Origin of the sequence: Lysinibacillus sp. NPDC093712 (assembly GCF_050280025.1) — a bacterium.
Lineage (GTDB): Bacteria > Bacillota > Bacilli > Bacillales_A > Planococcaceae > Lysinibacillus.
Window position 1 is genome coordinate 66,490 of sequence record NZ_JBNNUU010000007.1, and the last position, 20,998, is coordinate 87,487.

General features: G+C 38.2%; 20 protein-coding genes. All 20 read right to left on the minus strand.

The features are described 5' to 3' along the window. Positions 1-326: 326 nt before the first annotated feature. Positions 327-1,271 carry a thioredoxin-disulfide reductase gene (gene trxB / locus ACQKNX_RS20385; protein WP_427430437.1) on the minus strand — a complete coding sequence of 315 codons (945 nt, stop codon included), beginning with the start codon at positions 1,269-1,271 and terminating at the stop codon, positions 327-329. A 104-nt stretch (positions 1,272-1,375) separates the two neighbouring features. After that, positions 1,376-2,893, minus strand: coding sequence for a tetratricopeptide repeat protein (locus tag ACQKNX_RS20390; RefSeq protein WP_427430438.1), 1,518 nt, complete (start codon positions 2,891-2,893; stop codon positions 1,376-1,378). A 90-nt stretch (positions 2,894-2,983) separates the two neighbouring features. After that, positions 2,984-3,601, minus strand: a complete 618-nt coding sequence (gene hisIE, locus ACQKNX_RS20395; protein WP_427430439.1) for a bifunctional phosphoribosyl-AMP cyclohydrolase/phosphoribosyl-ATP diphosphatase HisIE — start codon at positions 3,599-3,601, stop codon at positions 2,984-2,986. After that, positions 3,598-4,359 carry an imidazole glycerol phosphate synthase subunit HisF gene (gene hisF / locus ACQKNX_RS20400; protein WP_427430440.1) on the minus strand — a complete coding sequence of 254 codons (762 nt, stop codon included), beginning with the start codon at positions 4,357-4,359 and terminating at the stop codon, positions 3,598-3,600. The genes hisIE and hisF overlap by 4 nt, the downstream gene beginning before the upstream one ends. Continuing rightward, on the minus strand, positions 4,353-4,985 hold the full coding sequence (hisH, locus tag ACQKNX_RS20405) for an imidazole glycerol phosphate synthase subunit HisH (RefSeq protein ID WP_427430441.1): 633 nt from the start codon (positions 4,983-4,985) through the stop codon (positions 4,353-4,355). The genes hisF and hisH overlap by 7 nt, the downstream gene beginning before the upstream one ends. Continuing rightward, positions 4,982-5,581 carry an imidazoleglycerol-phosphate dehydratase HisB gene (gene hisB / locus ACQKNX_RS20410; protein ID WP_340822505.1) on the minus strand — a complete coding sequence of 200 codons (600 nt, stop codon included), beginning with the start codon at positions 5,579-5,581 and terminating at the stop codon, positions 4,982-4,984. Before hisB ends, hisH begins: the two co-directional genes overlap by 4 nt. A 4-nt stretch (positions 5,582-5,585) precedes the next feature. Continuing rightward, a complete protein-coding gene (gene hisD, locus ACQKNX_RS20415) occupies positions 5,586-6,860 on the minus strand; it encodes a histidinol dehydrogenase (RefSeq protein WP_427430442.1) in 1,275 nt (424 codons plus the stop codon). An 82-nt stretch (positions 6,861-6,942) separates the two neighbouring features. After that, on the minus strand, positions 6,943-7,566 hold the full coding sequence (gene hisG, locus ACQKNX_RS20420; RefSeq protein WP_340822501.1) for an ATP phosphoribosyltransferase: 624 nt from the start codon (positions 7,564-7,566) through the stop codon (positions 6,943-6,945). Next, positions 7,559-8,731 carry an ATP phosphoribosyltransferase regulatory subunit gene (locus ACQKNX_RS20425; RefSeq protein ID WP_427430443.1) on the minus strand — a complete coding sequence of 391 codons (1,173 nt, stop codon included), beginning with the start codon at positions 8,729-8,731 and terminating at the stop codon, positions 7,559-7,561. The genes hisG and ACQKNX_RS20425 overlap by 8 nt, the downstream gene beginning before the upstream one ends. Before the next feature lie 630 nt (positions 8,732-9,361). Next, entirely contained in the window at positions 9,362-9,904 is a 543-nt protein-coding gene (locus tag ACQKNX_RS20430) for an acyltransferase (RefSeq protein ID WP_340822498.1), read from the minus strand. Between the two features lie 4 nt (positions 9,905-9,908). Continuing rightward, positions 9,909-10,550, minus strand: a complete 642-nt coding sequence (ppaX, locus tag ACQKNX_RS20435; RefSeq protein WP_427430444.1) for a pyrophosphatase PpaX — start codon at positions 10,548-10,550, stop codon at positions 9,909-9,911. A 12-nt stretch (positions 10,551-10,562) separates the two neighbouring features. Next, the gene (gene lgt / locus ACQKNX_RS20440) at positions 10,563-11,384 is read right to left on the minus strand and encodes a prolipoprotein diacylglyceryl transferase (protein WP_427430445.1); all 822 of its coding nucleotides are present in this window, start codon (positions 11,382-11,384) and stop codon (positions 10,563-10,565) included. A gap of 37 nt (positions 11,385-11,421) precedes the next feature. Then, complete coding sequence (gene hprK / locus ACQKNX_RS20445) at positions 11,422-12,357, minus strand: HPr(Ser) kinase/phosphatase (RefSeq protein WP_340822494.1); 936 nt, start codon at positions 12,355-12,357, stop codon at positions 11,422-11,424. Positions 12,358-12,583: 226 nt separating this feature from the next. Then, complete coding sequence (gene cccB / locus ACQKNX_RS20450) at positions 12,584-12,913, minus strand: cytochrome c551 (RefSeq protein WP_427430446.1); 330 nt, start codon at positions 12,911-12,913, stop codon at positions 12,584-12,586. Between the two features lie 51 nt (positions 12,914-12,964). Continuing rightward, positions 12,965-13,813 carry a YitT family protein gene (locus tag ACQKNX_RS20455; RefSeq protein WP_401020032.1) on the minus strand — a complete coding sequence of 283 codons (849 nt, stop codon included), beginning with the start codon at positions 13,811-13,813 and terminating at the stop codon, positions 12,965-12,967. A 166-nt stretch (positions 13,814-13,979) separates the two neighbouring features. Continuing rightward, positions 13,980-15,209 carry an EAL and HDOD domain-containing protein gene (locus ACQKNX_RS20460; RefSeq protein ID WP_427430447.1) on the minus strand — a complete coding sequence of 410 codons (1,230 nt, stop codon included), beginning with the start codon at positions 15,207-15,209 and terminating at the stop codon, positions 13,980-13,982. A gap of 466 nt (positions 15,210-15,675) precedes the next feature. Beyond that, entirely contained in the window at positions 15,676-16,320 is a 645-nt protein-coding gene (locus tag ACQKNX_RS20465; protein ID WP_401014574.1) for a VTT domain-containing protein, read from the minus strand. Between the two features lie 292 nt (positions 16,321-16,612). Then, positions 16,613-18,163 carry a fatty acid--CoA ligase family protein gene (locus ACQKNX_RS20470; RefSeq protein WP_427430448.1) on the minus strand — a complete coding sequence of 517 codons (1,551 nt, stop codon included), beginning with the start codon at positions 18,161-18,163 and terminating at the stop codon, positions 16,613-16,615. A 141-nt stretch (positions 18,164-18,304) separates the two neighbouring features. Further along, on the minus strand, positions 18,305-20,245 hold the full coding sequence (locus ACQKNX_RS20475; protein WP_427430449.1) for an FtsX-like permease family protein: 1,941 nt from the start codon (positions 20,243-20,245) through the stop codon (positions 18,305-18,307). Beyond that, positions 20,217-20,993 (minus strand): ABC transporter ATP-binding protein, encoded by a 777-nt coding sequence (locus ACQKNX_RS20480; protein ID WP_340822484.1) that lies wholly within the window; start codon positions 20,991-20,993, stop codon positions 20,217-20,219. The genes ACQKNX_RS20475 and ACQKNX_RS20480 overlap by 29 nt, the downstream gene beginning before the upstream one ends. Positions 20,994-20,998: the final 5 nt, after the last annotated feature.

Consider the following 20,998-nt stretch of genomic DNA (forward strand, 5'->3'; position numbering starts at 1 on the left):
GAGCGATTCACTTAAATTCAGAATTGTTTTAGTGACTGGTACTGGCACAACTCATAAGAATTCTGAATTGTTTTAGTGACTGGCACTAAAACAAATATCAAAAATAGGTTGCTCCCACCTAATTAGGCGGAAACAACCTACTAAAAAAATAAAAGGGGGATTGCTAATTACACTCTAAATAATACACCTTTTATATGTCATTCAAGTTACAGCAATATTAAAACCGTATTAAAAAATTGTATTTTTTTCCGGTAATAACGGCCAATAGCAATCAGCTTTTTGTCGCTGAACGCTGGCATTCGATACGAACTGTTTTTTTAGGCCTATTATGCGTTAATTTTTTCTAATAATTCTTCCACATAATGTTGTGCTGCTTGTGCTGCAATACTACCGTCACCAGTCGCAGTTACGATTTGGCGAAGTGTTTTTTCACGTACATCTCCTGCAGCAAAAATACCTGGTACTTTAGTTTCCATATTATCTTTTGTCACAATATAACCAGCTTCATTTAAAATTCCTAATGCTTCAAAAGGTTTTGTTAATGGAAGCATACCAATATAGATAAACACGCCATCAGCATTAAATTCTGATTCAGTGCCGTCAACAGTTGATTGTAATGTAACGCTGCCTACTTTACCGTTAGCTTCGTTAATTTCTGTTACTGTTGAATTCCAAATGAAATCGATTTTATCGTTTGCAAATGCACGATCTTGTAGAATTTTTTGAGCACGTAGTTTATCACGACGGTGAACAATTGTTACTTTATCAGCAAAACGTGTTAAATAAACACCTTCTTCAACAGCTGAATCCCCACCACCTACGACAACGAGATTTTTTTGTTTAAAGAATGCACCATCACATACTGCACAATAGCTGACACCGCGTCCACCAAGCTCTTTTTCACCTGGTACACCCATTTTTTTATATTCTGCACCTGTAGAAAGGATAATTGCTCGTGTTTTATATTCTTTAGCACCAGATTTAATGATTTTGTATTCTTCTCCATCGATGATTTCTGAAACATCACCGTATGCATACTCAGCGCCAAATTTTTTCGCATGGTCGAACATTTTAGTAGATAGCTCAGGCCCTAAAATAGTATCAAACCCTGGATAATTTTCTACTTCTTCTGTATTCGCCATTTGTCCGCCAGGAATACCACGCTCAATCATTAGCGTTGAAAGGTTTGCACGTGATGTATAAACAGCCGCAGTCATGCCGGCAGGTCCTGCTCCGATAATTACAACATCATAAATTTTTTCTTCTGACATACATACTTCCTCCTAAACTTGTAAAACTTTTTTATAATAACGTTAGTATGTTCATCGTATGTGAAAGCATTAAGTTATTCAACTATGTTGCTCACAACCTAAATTTAACTCGTTGGTAAAAACGTTAACATTTCTTCAATATATTTAGATAATGTAGACACAGATATCCCATACTGCTCTGCAATTTCCTTTTTCGTCACCTTCAACATGCGAGATGAGCGGAATAAGAAATCATTTGCACCTGCAATTGCTGCTGGATTTGTAAAGCGATAATTTTCACTAAGTGCTTGTTCACAAAGCACAAACCACATTTGAAACATCGGTGCAACTAATGTTGTCATTTTCCCATATTGCTCTAATAATATCTCTGATACACGGACGGCTCTTAAAAAGCTTGCCTCGACTTTGTTTTTCTCATCAAACTGATGACCAAGTGCATAAGCTAAAAAAAGCTTTTCAAAAGCATCAAATTGTTCAACATCTATCCATTTAGGATGAGCAATGATTTCCTGTTTATGCGCTGTACCTTTTAGTAAAAACAAACCGAATAGGCGATCACTTATATATTCACTTTCAAGTTTAGCTACAATGAAATCACGATCATGTTCTAATGCGTCAAGCTCATATGTATTTTCATGCTGACGCCAAGGTTCAAATCCCTCTTTCTCTGGATCAAGCTCAAGCAACTGCTCCCAAGCACCCTTTGAAATTTCATCATAACCAGAGAAATATGCCGCATGCGATAACCAAAAGTAAAATCCTGGATCACCTAAATAGCCACGTTTTTGCATGCTTCGTAGCCATTTAAAGGCTATTTCATATTGACCAATAAGTGCAAGCGTTGCACCTAGTTTATAACGATGATCCCAAGCATAAGGCTGTATTTTCACCAATACTTCTAACAGGGCATTTAATTCTTCATCATTTTTCTCATAATACGCAATAACCGTTAAATTGCATAACGCATGTAAATTTCCTTTATTTTCTCGCAGTACAGTGTTTAAGATTGCTTTTGCCTGCTCTGCTTCACCGACATAAAAATAAGCCAAAGCTAAATTATTGTATGCAGACCAAAATTCTGGTCTATCTTCTACTAGTTGTTCTAAAATGTTTATCGCTTCTGGAAAATCTCCCTTTTCCATACAACGACGAGCTTGCTCCTGACGATATAAATCCTCGCCACTGCCTTCAAGCTCTTCATAATCATCTTGTTCAAAAGCTACAAACTCCAATATTTCCGCCGCTTCATCTGCATAAGCACCCTCAGGTTCCATTTCTAAGTACTGCTCCGCAAAGCGTTTGGCATCTTGAATAATGCCGACACACCCAGACACTTCCGCCATATAAAATATAATTTCCGGCTCATTTGGATCTAATTGATAGGCACGACGAAGTAAATCATAGGCTTCTTCAAAACCTTGACCTTCTAATTCTACAATCGCTAATTGCAATAAAATCATTGGATCATCTGGACTTAAATCAACAGCACGCTGTAAATATTTATAGGCTTTATCCATCTGTCCGCTATTCATCGCTTGAATTGATTTTTTATAATAATAGTCGCCTGTTGGAATGAACGATACGACATTCGTTTGCTTCTCTTTTTGACGTTTCTTTTCCAAAATATTTCCTCCGAAACAAGAAATAAGGAACGCATCATACGTTCCTTTTTACAGTAACTTATATTATACCATACAATAAGCGATATGCTGTTATTTCTCCTCGTGACGTTTTTCCAACACATGCAATACATCAAAAACATTTACTTTTTGTTCTTGTAGTAAAACTAATAGATGGTAAATTAAATCTGCCGCTTCCCATTTTACCTCTTCTGCATCACGATTTTTTGCACCGATGACAACCTCTGTTGCTTCTTCTCCAACTTTTTTACAAATTTTATCGATGCCTTTATCGAATAAATATGTAGTGTATGCTCCCTCTGGCATTTCTTGCTCACGCTTTTCAATTACTTTGACTAGTTCAGGGATAATACCAACAGAGCCAACTTTAGCGTTTTCCTGAAGTACATTAGTAAAGCAAGAAGTCGTTCCATTGTGGCATGCTGGGCCAGCAGGAAGTACTTCTACAACTAATGCATCGCCATCACAATCGGCTTTAATAGATACTACCTTTTGTACGTTTCCACTTGTAGCTCCTTTATGCCATAGCTCTTCGCGAGAACGTGAGTAAAACCATGTTTCGCCAGTTTCCAATGTTTTTTCTAATGACTCTTTTTTCATATAAGCTACTGTTAATACTTCTTTTGTATTGGCATCTTGCACAACAGCTGTCACAAGACCTTTATCGTCAAATTTAATGTTATCAATCATCGAACTGCCACTCCTTTTTCACGTAGGTATTGTTTTACTTGCGCTACTCTCGTTTCCTTGTAATGAAAAATGGATGCTGCAAGTGCTGCATCTGCATCTACATCATCTGCTAATACTTCGTAAAAATGTTCGGCATTCCCTGCACCACCACTTGCAATGACGGGGACTGTCACGGAATCTCTTACCGCCTTTGTTAACGCTAAATCAAAGCCAGATTTTTCTCCGTCCTGATTCATACTTGTTAATAAAATCTCACCAGCACCTAAGCGAACAGCTTCTTTTGCCCACTCTATCACTCGCCATGATGTTTTGTTGCGGCCTCCGTGCGTATACACCATCCACGTACCGTCTTCTTCACTGTAGCGGGCATCGATCGCAACCACTACACACTGAGCACCGAAGAAGTCAGAACCTTCCTTAATAAGCTCTGGACGTTCTAAAGCAGATGTATTAACGGATACTTTATCGGCACCTGCTCGTAAAATACGTTTCATATCCTCTAACGAGCGAATACCACCGCCAACGGTAAATGGAATAGCTAATGTCGCCGCTGTTTGACGCACCACATCGACCATTGTTTCGCGACCTTCATGCGATGCAGATATATCTAGAAATACAAGCTCATCTGCCCCTTGCTCATCATAAAACTTTGCAAGCTCTACCGGATCTCCTGCATCGCGCAATGAAACGAACTGTACACCTTTGACAACACGCCCATTCTTTACATCAAGACACGGAATAATACGTTTTGTTAGCACGCCGCCACCCCTTTTAACCATTGTTCTAATAAGTACACGCCTAACTCACCCGACTTTTCAGGATGGAACTGCATACCTGTAATAGAGCCGTTTGCAACTATTCCTGGCACTTCAATACCATGATAGTCTGCATAAGCCACAAGCTCTGTTGTATCAATATTTGTCGCATAAAATGAATGGACAAAATAAACATGCTCAGCAGTTGCTTCATCTTTTAACCATGCAGGGCGATTCGTCACAATCAGTTCATTCCAACCCATATGAGGTACTCGATATGATTGTTTCCCTTGAACACCACTAAAGCGCTGAATACTCCCTTTGAAGAACCCAAGCCCCTTCGTTAACGTCACTTCTGCACTTTCCTCAAATAGTAACTGCATCCCTAAACAAATACCGAGCAATGGTCGATTTTCTGCCTTTACTTTTTGTAGATAGTTATCTAATTTTGTTTCCGCTAAGCGTTTCATAGCATCTGGAAAAGCACCCACACCTGGCAGTAAAAGTGCATCGACTGCATCTAGCTCGTTTTCATCTGCTGTTACAACGACCTCACAGCCAAGGCGTTTTAATGCTTCCTCGACACTAAATAAATTGCCCATCCCATAGTCGATTACACCGATTTTCACGTTAACAGCCCCTTTGTTGAAGGTACACCTTTAACACGAGGATCAATCTCAACTGCCGCATCAATCGCACGGGCTAACGCCTTAAAGATAGCTTCAATTATATGGTGCGTATTATGACCATATGGGACAATTACATGCACATTCATTCTTGCTTCAAGTGCGAATTTCCATAAAAACTCATGCACTAATTCTGTGTCAAAAGTGCCTACCTTTTCTTTTAGCTCGGGCACGCGATATTCTAAATGCGGACGATTTGAGCAATCGACCACGACTTGAGCAAGTGCATCATCCATTGGGACAAAGGCGTTACCGTAACGTTTAATGCCTTTCTTATCACCAAGTGCTTCACGAATTGCTTGTCCTAACACAATGCCAAGGTCTTCTGTCGTGTGGTGATCATCAATGTGCGTATCACCGTTCGCTTGTATTGTGCCATTAAAAAGACCGTGTTTAATAAATAAATCCAACATGTGGTCCATAAAACCAACACCTGTTTGTATATCCGCTTTGCCCTCACCATCTAAATCAATGGCTACTGATATTTGCGTTTCATTAGTTGTCCGTTCAATCTTTGCGTAGCGTTTCTGTTCTGTCATCGTTTTACTCCTTTTCCCATCCACGAGATTCGACTGCACGAGCATGTCCCTCTAGGCCTTCCATGCGAGCTAATCGTGCAATTTTTGGGGCATTAGCGGCCCAAGTTTTTTCAGTATAATAAACGATGCTCGATTTTTTTACGAAGTCATCTACATTTAAACCACTTGCAAAACGAGCTGTGCTGTTTGTCGGTAATACATGGTTTGTGCCTGCAAAATAATCACCAACAGGCTCCGAGCTATATCGCCCGATAAAGATACCGCCGGCGTGACGTACTTGCTCTGACACAGCTTCCGCATTTTTTGTAACAATTTCTAAATGTTCCGGAGCTAATGAGTTAATTGCGTCTACTGCATCTGACATCGTTTCAGCAAGATAAATCGCACCATAATTTTCTATTGATGCACGTGCTACCTCTTCACGTGGTAAAGTGGCTAATTGCTTTTCCACTTCAAGTGCTACGTTATTAGCAAGTTGCTCAGATGTTGTCACCAAAATGGCACAAGCCATCTTATCATGCTCTGCCTGTGATAAAAGATCTGCAGCAACCTCATCTGCAAAGGCTGTTTCATCTGCAATTACTGCAATTTCACTTGGTCCCGCAATCATATCAATTGCGACTTCACCAAATACTTCACGTTTAGCAAGTGCAACAAAAATATTACCAGGGCCTGTAATTTTATCGACCGCTTGAATCGTTTCCGTTCCGTAGGCAAGTGCCGCAATTGCCTGTGCACCACCAATTTTATATACTTCTTCTACTCCTAAAATATGAGCAGCAGTAAGCACGCCAGCAGGTAATTTACCATCACGACCAGCAGGTGATGTAATAACAATTCGCCTAACACCAGCTACTTGTGCAGGAATTACGTTCATCAATACGGAGGAGGGATATGCAGCTGTCCCCCCTGGAACGTAAAGACCTACTGCATCGAGCGCAGTAATACGTTGTCCAAGCCAGGAGCCATCTGCTAATTCCATGCGATAGCCAGAACGCCTTTGTTGCTCATGATAGAGACGTATATTTTGTGCAGCTTCCGTTAAATCAGCAAATAGTTGTGCATCTATCGCGTTTACGCCCTCTGCAATTTCTTCCTTTGTGACACGTAAATTATCAGGAGCAAAGCCATCCCATTTTTCTGTATATGTACGTACTGCGATGTCACCTTGTGCTCGGACATCCGCCAATACTTGTCGTACAACCTTTAATTGTTCTTCGTTGCCACCTTCAAGTGGTCGTTTCAAGGAAATACCTTTTGCTAACTTTGTTATTTTCATGAAAAAAGTCCCCTTTGATTTCTAGCAATTCGTGCAGTGCTCTTTTGCAACTAATTTATAAGTAGAAGCACGTGACATTTTATTAGTCGACGCAATTTTTCAAGCGTTTTACCAGGTCAATGATGCGATCACCTTTCATCCGATAGCTCACTGGATTGGCGATTAAGCGTGAGGATACATCTGTAATAAACTCATACTCCACTAAGCCATTTTCTTTGAGGGTACGTCCTGTCGACACAATATCGACAATGCGGTCCGCTAAGCCTATCATCGGTGCAAGTTCAATCGACCCATTTAATTCAATAATTTCTACTTGCTCGCCAATACCTTTATAGTACTTCATCGCAATGTTCGGATATTTTGTCGCAATGCGTGGCGCGATTTCATTCATCGTCGTATTAGGTAAGCCTGCTGATGCGATATAGCATGTACTTATTCTTAAATCAAGAAGCTCATGGACGACTCGCTGTTGTTCCAGTAAGACATCTTTTCCGGCAATACCTATATCTGCAACACCGTGCTCGACATACACAGGAACATCCATAGGTTTTGCTAGTATAAAACGAATTTTTTCTTCAGGAATTTCTATCATTAATTTACGCGTCATCTCAACCTCTTCTGGTAAATTAAAGCCTGCTTCGATCAGCATTTGGTATGCCTCTTCAAAAATGCGCCCTTTTGGCATAGCAATTGTTAATTCATTCACCGCGAACTTCCTCCTGTCCAACAACAACTACCTCAGTAAAATGCGTTAAAAAGGCTGCTTCATCGACTAAACTACTTCTTAACTGTAAGGTCGCTTGTTTTCCTGCTGCTCGTAAAGCTTGTATCTTTTCAAGAGCTACCTCAAAGTTTGCTTCCTCAAATAGTACAACGACAGCTTCTTCCTTTTTCAAAGCTTGCGCTGTTATCGTTTCTAATAGTCTGTCTACACGAATACTAAAGCCTGTAGCCCCAACTTTTGAGCCAAATACTTCAAGTAATCCATCATAACGTCCACCATTTCCTAAAGGGAAACCGCTGCCTGATGCAAACACTTCAAATAACATGCCTGTGTAATAGCTCATATGGCTTGATAGGGTAAAATCAAACGCAACATATTGAGCTAAGTCCGCAACTTCTAACAATTTTGCAAGCTGTTGCATATATTCTAATGCGTCATTTTTCCGCACATATTTTTCGATATCTCGAATTTCCTTTAAAGTCATTGCCTCTTCAATAAATTGTAACAATGCATCTGATTTTGTTTTTGGTAAATCAAATGATGCCACTGCCTCTTCAAAGCCTACGTAGTTACGCTGCACAAGCAAAGTGCGTAGTGCATCTTCTTGTTCGATACTTTCTGTATAGTCCTGTAAAATACAATTTAAGACACCTGCATGTCCAATCGTTACTTTGAAATTTTCTATGCCAAACTGCTTTAACAGTTCCATTGCTGTAGCGATTACCTCAGCATCCGCAAATACCGAATGATCACCGATTAGCTCAACACCCATTTGCTCAAATTCTGCTGGCCGTCCACCTTCTGTTTCCTGTGCACGGAATACACTAGCAAAGTAAGCTAAGCGGAGCGGTATCATTTCTTTTAATAATTTCGAAGTGGCTACTCGAGCAATCGGCGTTGTCATATCAGGACGTAGGACGAGCGTATTGCCCTGACTATCTACAAGCTTGAATAGATGCGCATCGGAAATTGCAGATGCTTTACCTACTGTATCGAAATACTCTACTGTAGGCGTTTTTATAAATTCATAGCCTCTTGAGCGTAAAAAGCTTCGACCTGTATGTCTTACAGCTTCTACTTTTTCATAAATTTGCGGAAATTTATCGCGCATACCAAGTGGCTTTTCAAACATTTTAATCGCTGACATGTTGACACTTCCTTACGTTTCACTTTAATTCACTAGAGTACTAGAGAATTAGAATATGAAAGTATTTTAACGCATTCCTTTTATTCAGTCAATATATTACGCACTGAATTATCTAAAAATTTCATTACTTATTATTCAGTTAATTATACACCTATTTATATAAAGTGGAACTTTTATAGAGCCTAATAGCATAGCGCATGTAAACCTAAAATAAAATTTAGCAAATCGTGATAGTATGAGTTAATGTTAGCGAAGGCTGCGACTCCTACAGGTACAGCACATAAAGTTAGACACTGGCATTCTGCGCATTGGCGAAGGTTGCGGCTTACGGTGTGCCCGCAAAAAGTTGCCCCCGGAGCGAATAATAACGGCATAATAAATTTTTAAAGATGTAGAATATTTCCTCAATGCAAAATGAAAACTGGCAATAGATAAAATTTAGCAGATAGCACTAGTTGATGGTAGCGAAGGCGGTGACTCCTGCGGGAACGCACGCAGCGTAAGACGCGGGCATTCCGCGCGTTAGCGAGGGTTGCGGCTTACAATGTGCCCGCGGAAAGCACCGCCGTAGCGGACATCAACGGCATAATAAAAAAGTGTTAGATTGACTGCAGTCAATCTAACACTTTTTTACTTTTTCGGCGTACACCATTGCACAACTTCCTTCTGTTTGCGCTCGGCCATCTGTTCTGCTGTATAAATAATTTGCATCGGGTTACCACCTGCCAGACAGCCTGCAGGTACATCCTTATGTACTAGTGTTGCGGCTGACACGATGGCTCCGTCACCTATCGTCACTCCAGGTAAAATAGTTGAATTAGCACCTACCATCACTTCATTGCCAATATGGACATCCCCTAGACGATATTCTTCAATTAAGTATTCATGCGCTAAAATTGTCGTATTAAAGCCAATGACTGTATTATTTCCGACATGAATACGCTCCGGAAACATCGTATCTGGCATAACCATTAAAGCTATAGATGTTTGGTCACCGATTTTCATTTTTAAAAAAGTGCGATACAGCCAGTTCTTCACGCGTAAAAAAGGTGTGAAGCGTCCAATTTGAATGACAATGAAGCACTTCATCACCTTCCAAAAGGACACCGTATCATATACATTCCATAGCGAGTTTGCTCCCTCGACACGATATCTTTCTGTTTTACGCGCCATGCATTTACCCCTCTTTCACAATATCAAGTAAATCCTTCATATGTTGCAATATATATTCTGGGTTAAACTGCTGTAAATATTGTTCCCCTTTTATTGACCATGCAACACCTGCAGCTCTTACACCCGCATTATGTCCAGCTTCAATATCATGAGAATTATCACCAATCATAATGGCGTCTTCCTTTGCTGCACCTAGACGAGATAAAGCAAGTAAAACTGGCTCTGGATCTGGCTTCACATTTTGCACATCATCTGTCCCTATTATCACATCGAATAGATGACTAGCACCTAGAATGTTCAAGCCTCGATCAATCATAGCATTGCGCTTTGTTGAGACAATGGCTAATTTAATACCCATCGACTTTAATTGCTCTAAAGTTGACACAACATCAGGGAACTCGGTTACAAGCTCATCATGATGCGGTTCATTCCAAGCGCGATATTTTGCCATCATTTCGTCTTCTTCGCCTGGCGTTAAATCACTAAATGTCTGTTTTAATGACGGACCCATGAATTTCAGGCAATCTTTTGGCGAATATTGCCCGGGAAATCTCTCTTCTAAAACGTGCATAAATGATTGAATGATTAAGTCATTTGTATTTAATAGCGTACCATCAAAATCAAAAAGCAATGCTTTTACAGCCATCCTTTACACTCCTTACTTATTGTCCAAATATTTCACTGCGGGCTTTACTTTCAATCTTCGGTAAATAATTGCCCCAAGCCCTACGACAATACCAATAATTGAAACAACCTGCGCTGATCGTATGTCACCAATTAAATATAGACTATCTGTACGTAAACCTTCTATATAGAAACGACCGATTGAGTACCAAATTAAATAGCTAAAGAATATTTCCCCACGATTTAAATTCACTTTACGTAATGCCAGTAAAATTAATAAGCCGACAAAATTCCATGCAGATTCATATAAAAACGTAGGATGTACATATGTGCCTAGTTCTTCGATGTACATTTGATTAATAATCCAATCTGGTAGCATAAGGTTTTCTAAAAATGAACGTGACACTGGTCCACCAAATGCCTCTTGATTCATAAAATTGCCCCAACGGCCAATAATTTGACCAATTAAAAGACTTGGCGCTAGAATATCTGCCACGCGTAAAAAGCTTACCCCTTTTTTCCGAGTAAATATGTAAGCCGTCACAAATGCACCTATTAGCGCACCATGAATAGCAATACCGCCATTCCAAATTTGAATAATGCTACCTGGATTTTCACTATAATAATCCCAACGCATAGAAACATAATAGATGCGCGCGCAGATGATAGAAATTGGTACTGCCCATAATAACAAGTCAGCTAAAAAATCTTCGGGCAATCCGCGTTTTACAGCCTCTCTTTGTCCAACAAAATATGCTAAAATAATCCCCGATACAATTAACAATCCGTACCAACGTACAGGAATCGGCCCTAAATGAAAGGCTACAGGGTTAATGTCTAAAAGTAATAAATCCATATTATGCTCCTCTCAATATTTAACGATCTGTTACCTATTAATCGTCTAATTCATCTGTTGAAGAAATGACTTCATCTAATCTTCTTGAAAACTCTTCAGCTGCATTGACACCCATTTTCTTTAAACGGTAATTCATTGCTGCCACTTCGATAATTACGGATACATTTCGTCCAGGTCGTACTGGAATTGTTAGTTTTGTCAGTTCTGTATCAATTATCTTCATTTTCTCTTCTTCTAAACCTAAACGATCATATACTTTGGTAGGATCCCATATTTCCAACTCAATAATTAAAGTTATACGCTTATAAGGTCGTACGGCACTTGCACCAAAGAGTGTCATAATATCGATAATACCAATACCTCGTATTTCCAGTAAATGCTCTAGAAGCGGTGGCGGACTACCTATTAAAAAATCCTCAGATTCCTGACGAATTTCCACACAATCATCCGCAACAAGTCGGTGCCCTTTTTTTACAAGTTCTAGCGCTGTTTCACTTTTCCCAACACCGCTTTTTCCGATAATGAGCACACCAATACCATATACATCGACCAACACGCCGTGCGCAGCTGTCATAGGTGCTAAACGTCCCTCTAAATAATTGGTTAGTCTACTCGAAAATTTTGTTGTCGTCATATGTGTTTTAAATACGGGTACGTGCTTTTCGTTTGAAGCTTGAATAAGTTCTTCAGGCACTTCTAGGTCACGCGATATAATGATAGCCGGCGTATCCTGTGAACATAGTAAACGCATGCGTTCTAGTTTAACATTCGTTGGTAACATTTCGAAAAAGGAAAGCTCCGTTTTCCCTAGCAATTGTACTCGATTGGCAGGATAATGCGTAAAATATCCAGCCATCTCTAACCCAGGTCTAGAAATATCACTTGTAGTAATAGTTCGTCCAATACCTTCCTCGCCGCCTAATAGTTCTAACTTAAATTTTTCCATTACGTCCCTTGTCAATACTACGACCAATGTTTGCAGCCTCCATTCAAACGAATTGAATATTGTTTTATTTTAGCATGCCTATGTATAAAAGAAATGAAATTACACTTGTTTGCATGTTTATTTAGTAACACTATTATACTTACTTCTAGACAGCGGTGTAACATACAAGTGCAAAATAACGAGAGAGATACCATTTACATGTAACAAATAGAAAAACTAGCGGTCTCCAGAACCGCTAGTTTTTGTCATTTATTTATTTTTGAGTCGCTAACCATTTAGCAACAGCTTCAGCGTCTGCACCTTTAATAAGTCCAGCTGGCATAGCCCCACGACCATTGTTAATTACATCTAGAATTTCTTTTTCAGATAAGCGAGAACCTACATTGTTTAGTGCAGGTGTATTACCCATACCTTGTAGCTCACCACCGTGACAAGAAACACATGACTTCATTGCGATAGCTTTACCGTCTGGTTCAGCAGCCGTATTGTTATTACCTGTAGCATTATTTTTTTCTCCGCCGCCACCACATGCAGCTAAGAAAATTGCTGAACCGAACACTAATGTTAACATTGCTTTTTTCATTAGTACCCCTCCTAAGTAAATGAATATCTTACCATTGCTATTATACCAAATTTATGCACGTTTGAAACCTTCACCTAACACCTCGTAAGCATCAGAAACGATGACAAACGCAGATGGATCAACGCTTTTAATGAGTTGTTTCAGCTTTGTGAACTCTGTTTGATAGACAACAACCATTAAAACTGGTCGTGCTTCTCCGGTATAACCACCAATTGCAGGCAATTTTGTCACACCACGATCAATTTCAGCATATATCGCATCACGCACTTCATCTTGTTTCAACGTAATAATATACACCATTTTAGATTGACTAAATCCAAGCTGAATAATATCAATCGTTTTTGTTGTGACATAAAGGCCGATTAAGGCATAGAGTCCTTTTTCTAAGTCAAAAACTATTGCTGCACTAATTGCGATAATGCCATCAATTAATAGTACACTTGTACCAAGCGAAAATCCGGTATACTTTGTAATAATTTGAGCTAGTAAATCAGTGCCACCAGTAGAAGCATTCCCCTTAAAGACTAGACCTATTCCTAATCCGACAACAATTCCGCCAAAAAGTGCACCAAGTAAAGGGTTATCAGTCCAAGGTTCCCAATTATTCGTTAATAAGACGATAAACGGTAACGTTATTGTACCAACAAAAGACTTTACGCCAAATTTTTTACCAAGTATTAGAACTCCAGCTAAAAACAACGGGATATTAAATGCATATTGTACTAGTCCAGGATTCCAGCCAAATAAGCCATGTAAAATGGTACTTATACCGCTAACGCCTCCTGAAGCTACTTGATTTGGTAGTAAAAATACATTAAAACCAATTGCCACTACTGCGGCACCAACAATTACATACACATATTCCAGAATACTTGCCTTTACATCTTGTGATTGATTCATTTTCTCACGCCCACTTCAACTATCAGAATTTTTCTAAAGACGACATGATTATAGCAAATAGTTTTGACGTTGAGAACTTCATCTTGATGAAGAGAAACTCGACCTAACAAACAAAAAAAGCTACCTTGTGAACATCGGTAGCTTATTTTCTGTAGTTTTTCCTTAATTATAATGATGTTTCTGCCCATTCTAAAGCTTCATTATATAAAACATCAATACTTGCCATTTCAATATTTATTTGAGGTGCTAATTGCTCTAGACGTTCCCAATCTAGTTTACCTAGGGCAATACTAAACTCTAAATATGGTGTCATCTCGGTTTGTCCACCTAAAATTGTTTCCGTAATCGCCTCTGAAAAAGGTAATTGTTGCAAAATAGCATTCATCGGTCTTTGTAAGATCGTATCAATTAATGAAAACATCCCGACTAAAAAATACTCAGAAAAGTTTTGCTTATAGGATAGCTTTGCTAATTTTTCACAAACTTTTGCTCTAAACAAAGATGTACGCATTAATTCTTGAAAAAGATCTGAATCCGTTTTACCATCAAATTCACGCAAAGCTAATAAATAGATCCACTTACGTAGATTTGCTAAACCAAGTAATAAAATAGCTTGCTTAATTGAACGCACTTTAGATTTTGAACGTCTACTAGAATTATTAATCATTTTTAATAATTTATACGTTAACGATATATCTCGTTCGATATTTTCCGCTAACAGATGAACATTTGGCTCTTCTTCTTTTAAAAGCGAAATTATATGGAAATATTGAATAGCATTTGCAGGTATATCCATTGCTCTAATAATTTGAGGCTGCTCAAAAAAATAGCCTTGGAATAACTCATAGCCTGAATGCTTAGCTACTTTAACTTGTTTTTGTGTTTCCACTTTTTCAGCAAGCAATTTAATATGAGGGAAATTTTCTTTTACCATATTTTCAATTTCCATTCGTTCAAGCAAAGAGGATAATAAAAAATCCACTTTTATATAATCAATATGAGGGAAAAGTTTTTCATATATTTGTACATCTTCGTTTAAAATAAAATCATCTAAAGCCATTGTAAATCCATGCGCCTTCAGCTCAATGACACGCTCAACCAATTTGGGTGTTAGTGGTACATCCTCTAAAATCTCAATAACAATTTGCGAAGGATTTAAAAATTCTTCGATTGAACTCATAAGCAAGTTTTCCGTAAAATTAACAAAACAAGGCTTCCCTTTCGTCACCTCGTCAATACCTATTGATAAAAATGAGTTCACTAACACATCCACAGTTGCAGCATCTGAGTCGACATTAGGAAATGAATTTTCATTTTTATTTCGATACAACAATTCATACGCAACGACCTGTTCGTGAAGATTAAAAATTGGCTGTCTTCCGATAAATACTTCCATTTCGTTGCCTCCAATTCACCATTTTTTAGTAATTATTATAGCATCTTTCAGTACCTTACGCTTATTTTTTCAGCACTATATTATTTGTTTCTTACACTTCAACCAACATATACCTATATAATTGGCTATTTATTACTTATGTAACTGGAGTTGTCCTAAATAATACTTTTTTGATAAACATCCACTTTGCCACACAACATATCGTGTTTGTTATAAGCCTTTAATCGCATTATAAAATAAATCATAAGAAATCCATATACTGTTCAGAAAATAATTACATTAAACAATAAAATGAAATGGCATTTTCTATATTTGGAGTGGATATTAGCAACTCTATTTGGAACACAGAGCATAATTTGCGAGTAGCAATTCAAAATATATTTAAATAAAAAAGACTATAAACAAACTCGAAATTTTCAAGTTGTCTATAGTCTGAATACCTCAGAATCATTTCAGAGGCATCTATTTATTTCCCAAATTTAGATTTGAAAGCACCAATAACTGCTGGTACTACTGAGATAAATATAATTAAAATAAGAACTACCGAGAAATTATCTTTAATAATTGGGATATTACCAAAGAAATAACCAAGTAATGTACAGCTAAATACCCATAAAACTGCACCTACTATGTTGTACAGTAAAAAGTAACTATAATGCATCTTACTTGCCCCTGCAACAAATGGAATAAACGTACGAATGAATGGCATGAATCGAGCAATAACAATCGTTTTCCCACCATGTGTGTTGAAAAATTTCTCCGCAGCCTCCATACGTTCCTTTTTAACAATTCGGCCTAATAAGCTCTTAGGTGGAATCGAAGTACCAACTTTGTGACCTATATGATAATTCATTGTATCCCCTAAAATTGCTGCAGCCAAAAAGACAGGAATTAGAATCCATAAATCAAAGGCTCCCATTGCTGCTGTTAATGTACCACTAGCGAACAGTAATGAATCACCCGGTAAAAATGGAAAAATGACGACACCTGTTTCGACAAACACAATTGCAAATAGAATGAGATAACTCCAATTACCAAAATCACGAATAATTTCTTCCAAATGCACATCAATATGCATTATAAAACTAATTAACTCTTGAATGAGTCCTATCATTGTTTTTGTATGCTCTCTTTCAATTTAATTTTTCCTAAAAGCTTGGACGTTGTTACGCACAAAAGGGTTCCAAATCAATACAACATAGTATACAAGTTACTACTCCCCTACTATATGACAAGCCCTTTTAAAGTATGTAGTTTGCACATGACTGATTTTATCACTACGGCTCTATGCACTCAACTTATTTAGTCATATTTAAGTGCCAGGCACCCATACAATTAAAAATTTTCAAAAAAAAAGCCCACCACTGAACTTTCTGTGGTGGACATGAATTCTAGTAAAAATCTTATACTGTTGTCGCTTTTAAAGAACGACGCAAAATTTTACCTGTTGTATTTTTCGGTAGCTCTTCCAAGATTTCAACGACTTTCGGAACCTTGTATTTCACCATATGTTTTGCACAGTACTCTAATATATCATCTGCTGTAGTTGCCGTTACTTCTTTGAGCACAATATATGCATGAACTGCTTCACCGAAGTTAGGGTCTGGATAGCCCACTACTGCAGCCTCTACGATATTGTCATGAGCAAACAACACTTCCTCGACTTCTCTCGGGTATACGTTATAGCCCCCAACAATAATCATATCCTTTTTGCGATCAACGATATAAAAATATCCTTCGTCATCTACTTTTGCAAGATCCCCTGTATATAACCAACCATCACGGATGGCCATCGCAGTTTCTTCAGGCATTTTGTAGTAGCCTTTCATCACGTTTGGCCCATGAACGACTAACTCGCCAACCTCACCAACAGGAACTTCTCTTCCATTGATATCAACGACTCTATTTTCGACGTTGTTAATAGATGTACCGATGGAGCCTGCTTTCCGTTCTCTGTCTAAAGGATTGAAGCATGTTACAGGTGAAGCTTCTGATAAGCCATACCCTTCTGATACACGTACATTAAATTTCTGCTCGAAATTATGTAATAGTGCAACAGGTAAAGATGCGCCTCCTGAAATGGCTAAACGAATTGTCGAAAAATCTTCCGGCTTGCCTTCAGGTAATAAATGTAAAAAGTTATACATCGTTGGGACACCAGCAAAGACCGTTGCCTGTTGTTCCTTCGCCAATGCGAAAATTTCACTTGGACTGAATCGTGGTGCAAGCAAAACGGTTGCGCCACTGATTAAAGGTGCATTGACAACTACCGTTAACGCAAATACGTGGAAAACAGGTAATGTTGCAATAATGCGGTCATCAGCTCTATATCCTAAATAGGTAGAGACGTCACGCGCATTTGAATAGACATTTCCGTGGGACAGCATGGCACCCTTTGGATTCCCTGTTGTGCCCGATGTATATAATATAATAGCCGTATCATCATCTGCTACGTCCGCTGGTTCTAGTGAGCCAGATGCACGCGCAATGACTTGTGAAAATAAATGTGTTCTCGCCTTCGCCGCTTCCGATAAAGTAGCTACTTTTTCAGCTACATCTGGTGTTGTTTCACACACTACAAATGTCACGACTTCTGGAAAGGCTTGTACACCTACTTCTACTAATGGAAGCAATGCATCGAGCGCAATTACCGCCTTGACATCTCCATTACGTAAAATATAAGAAATCTCATCTGGCGTATAAATTGGATTTACAGGAATTGCTGTAGCTCCTAATCGCATCGTTGCATATAAAGCAATTAAATAATGTGGCGTATTGCCGAGTAAAAACGCCACATGGTCCCCTTTTTGTACCCCTAAATCTTGTAATCCCTGTGCAAAGCGACCAATCGTCTGTTCAAATTCCCCATACGTCGTATCTTTCCCCATAAAATGATACGCAATTTTTTCCGGTTGCTCTGCTGCTTGTTGACGAACACATGAAACTAAATTCAATTACACCATCCCCTTATCGTATAAAATGAATCATTATTCAGTAATATTATATAAGAAATGTATCTAAAAGACAATGAGTCTTTTTACTTCATGTCATTATTACCGTCAAAAAATTCATTTTTTTCTCTTTTGTACAAGTTTTCAAGAACGGATATGTGAGATATATCGCCAACGGATTAAGTAAAAATAAATTACTTGAATAACAACAAAAAAACCAAAAGCAAAGAAAACTTCTTTAACAATTGAAATATTAGCAATATCCTTTAAAATACCTTGAACCATAAAAAAGGCAAAGGCACTGTGCATCATGGCAACACTCCACGGTAAGAAAAATTGCGGGAATAGATGGCGATTGACCAGCTTTTTCAACTCTATATCTGTTAACCCCATTCGCTTTAAGACATCAAATTTCCGCTTCTCTCGTTCAAGTGAAGTATGCAGTTTAAAGTAAATGAAGCTACCAGCCGCTAGTAAAAATACAGTCGCTACTAAAACACCAACTAATGTAAATAATGAGTACGTAGCTAGTATATAAGAATAATTTAATCCTGCATTTTCAAAGTAAAATGGACTATGCTTGCCCTTCTTAATATTATAAAAATATTCGGTTGATGCCATTTCAATTATGTCCTTACCAATTTCCTTTGTCTCCATCCATTGAGGAATATCAAAAGTAAAAAGATGATAGCTTGGCTGCACAACACCCTTACTTGTAATTGGCTTCACAAGGTTCACAAAGTCTTCATCGCTAATGACAATAGAATTCACACTAACTATTGATCCTGGGAATACTATTTTAGGGTATACACTATCTATCGTAATAGGTATAGAGTTTTCTTCTAAAACCGTTTGAACTTCTTTATTTTTAAGCTTTTTTAAAGACTCTTCCGAATATGGTATGAATACTGCCTCTCCAGATTCTAGATTAATCAATGGATAGTTAAAAGAGGATAACAAGACGTTCATATCTGATTCTCGGAATACCTCGACCTCATTATGTGTATATGAGGAAGTTTGCTTTACAACTACAAAGCGGGATAAATGATAGGATAAGCCCTTCTCCTCTAATTGGATGCGTAGAGAATTAATGTGCGTAGCTTCATATGGGTTATCACTATCTCCTTTATAGATAAGGCCTAGTGGATTTAAACGATCGTATTGTGTCGTATAGGAGGACATCGTAGCCAATACTCCGACAGATAAAAATGCCATTGTCGATACCATCGTTACGACGAAAAACATTTTCACATTATCCCTCATAATATGTGTTTGTTCAGCTAAAGATAAGAGGCGATAGCGTTGCCAATTAAATTTACGTTTTCCACGTGCAATTTGTAAAAAGAATGGCACTGAATCACTAAAAAAATAGTAAGTTCCAAAAGTTGCTGAGAACGGTATTAATAACGTAAGACCAATCATTGTCGTATGTGAAACGATAAATGCCAGCACATAGGTTGCTAAAATTAAAGCAATGCCATATGTTGCACGAACTTTTGAATAGCTAGTCTCGCTATTTATATAATCATTTCCTTTGATAAGATCGCGAAGTTTTCTCTCACGAGTAAAATATACGCTTATGAAAGAAATAACGACAAAGGCACTAGTAAAAACACCGAGTGTCAGTAAGAAAGGTTGCCAAGAAACATAGAGCGGTAAATCCTCTAAATGCAAAATTTCTCGAACAATCATGAAGAAAAACTTCGAAAATGAAAAGCCGAAAATAATGCCCACAATAATAGAGCCCGCACCGATAATCATTGTTTCTAAAAAGACTAGCTTGTTCATTTGACGTTTTTCCATTCCAAGATGCAATAAAATAGCAAACTCATGTGATCTCGCCTCTAAAAAAGCACTCATGGAATAATATAAAAAGAACAATGTAAAGAGGACAAGTACGATTTCTGCACCAATCATGCCGACTAACGATACTTCTCCTAAAATGCCACGTTCAATATCTGGATGAAACATCAGCATTGAATAGATAAAAAATACAGCTACAGAAAAAAAGCTCGCCATAAAAAAGGCCCCGTATATACGGCTGTTCCGTACGACATTATGGTAAGCGAATTGTCGAAAGGTCACCTACTTGCCCTCCTCCTAGTAAGCTCAATACATTTAAAATACGTTGGAAAAACATTTGACGTCGGTCATCTCGATAAATCTCATTGAAAAATTCCCCGTCCTTAATAAATAGCACGCGATCACAATAACTAGCTGCGATCGGGTCATGGGTCACCATCACGATTGTCGTTTGTTTTTCCTTATTAATTTTTGTTAATAGTTCTAGTACATCACGCGAAGAATTAGAATCCAAATTTCCCGTCGGTTCATCTGCTAAAATAAGGCTTGGGTTATGAATCAATGCCCGTCCTATCGCTGTTCTCTGTGCTTGTCCACCTGAAATTTCATTTGGACGTTTTTGCAAAAAGGAAGCTAAATCAAGCTTTTCTATAATATCTGCAAGACGCTCTTCCATTACTTCTAATGGCTGTTGATCAAGCGTTAATGGCAACACGATATTTTCCTCGACAGTGAGCATATGCAATAAATTGAAATCCTGAAAAACAAAGCCCAGCTGTCTTCTTCTAAAATAAGCAAGTTCAGTAGCATTAAGCTTATGAGGGTTCATGCCATCTAAAATGATCTCTCCACTTGTTGGTTCGTCAATTGTAGAAATAATATTTAATAACGTAGTTTTACCACTTCCCGATGGGCCCATTACTGCTAAAAACTCACCTTCTTCGACCTCAAAGCTCAATTGATTGAGTGCACGATGTGTAACCTTTCCCTCATATACTTTTGTAACATCTTTTATTTGTAAAATAGGCATGCCTT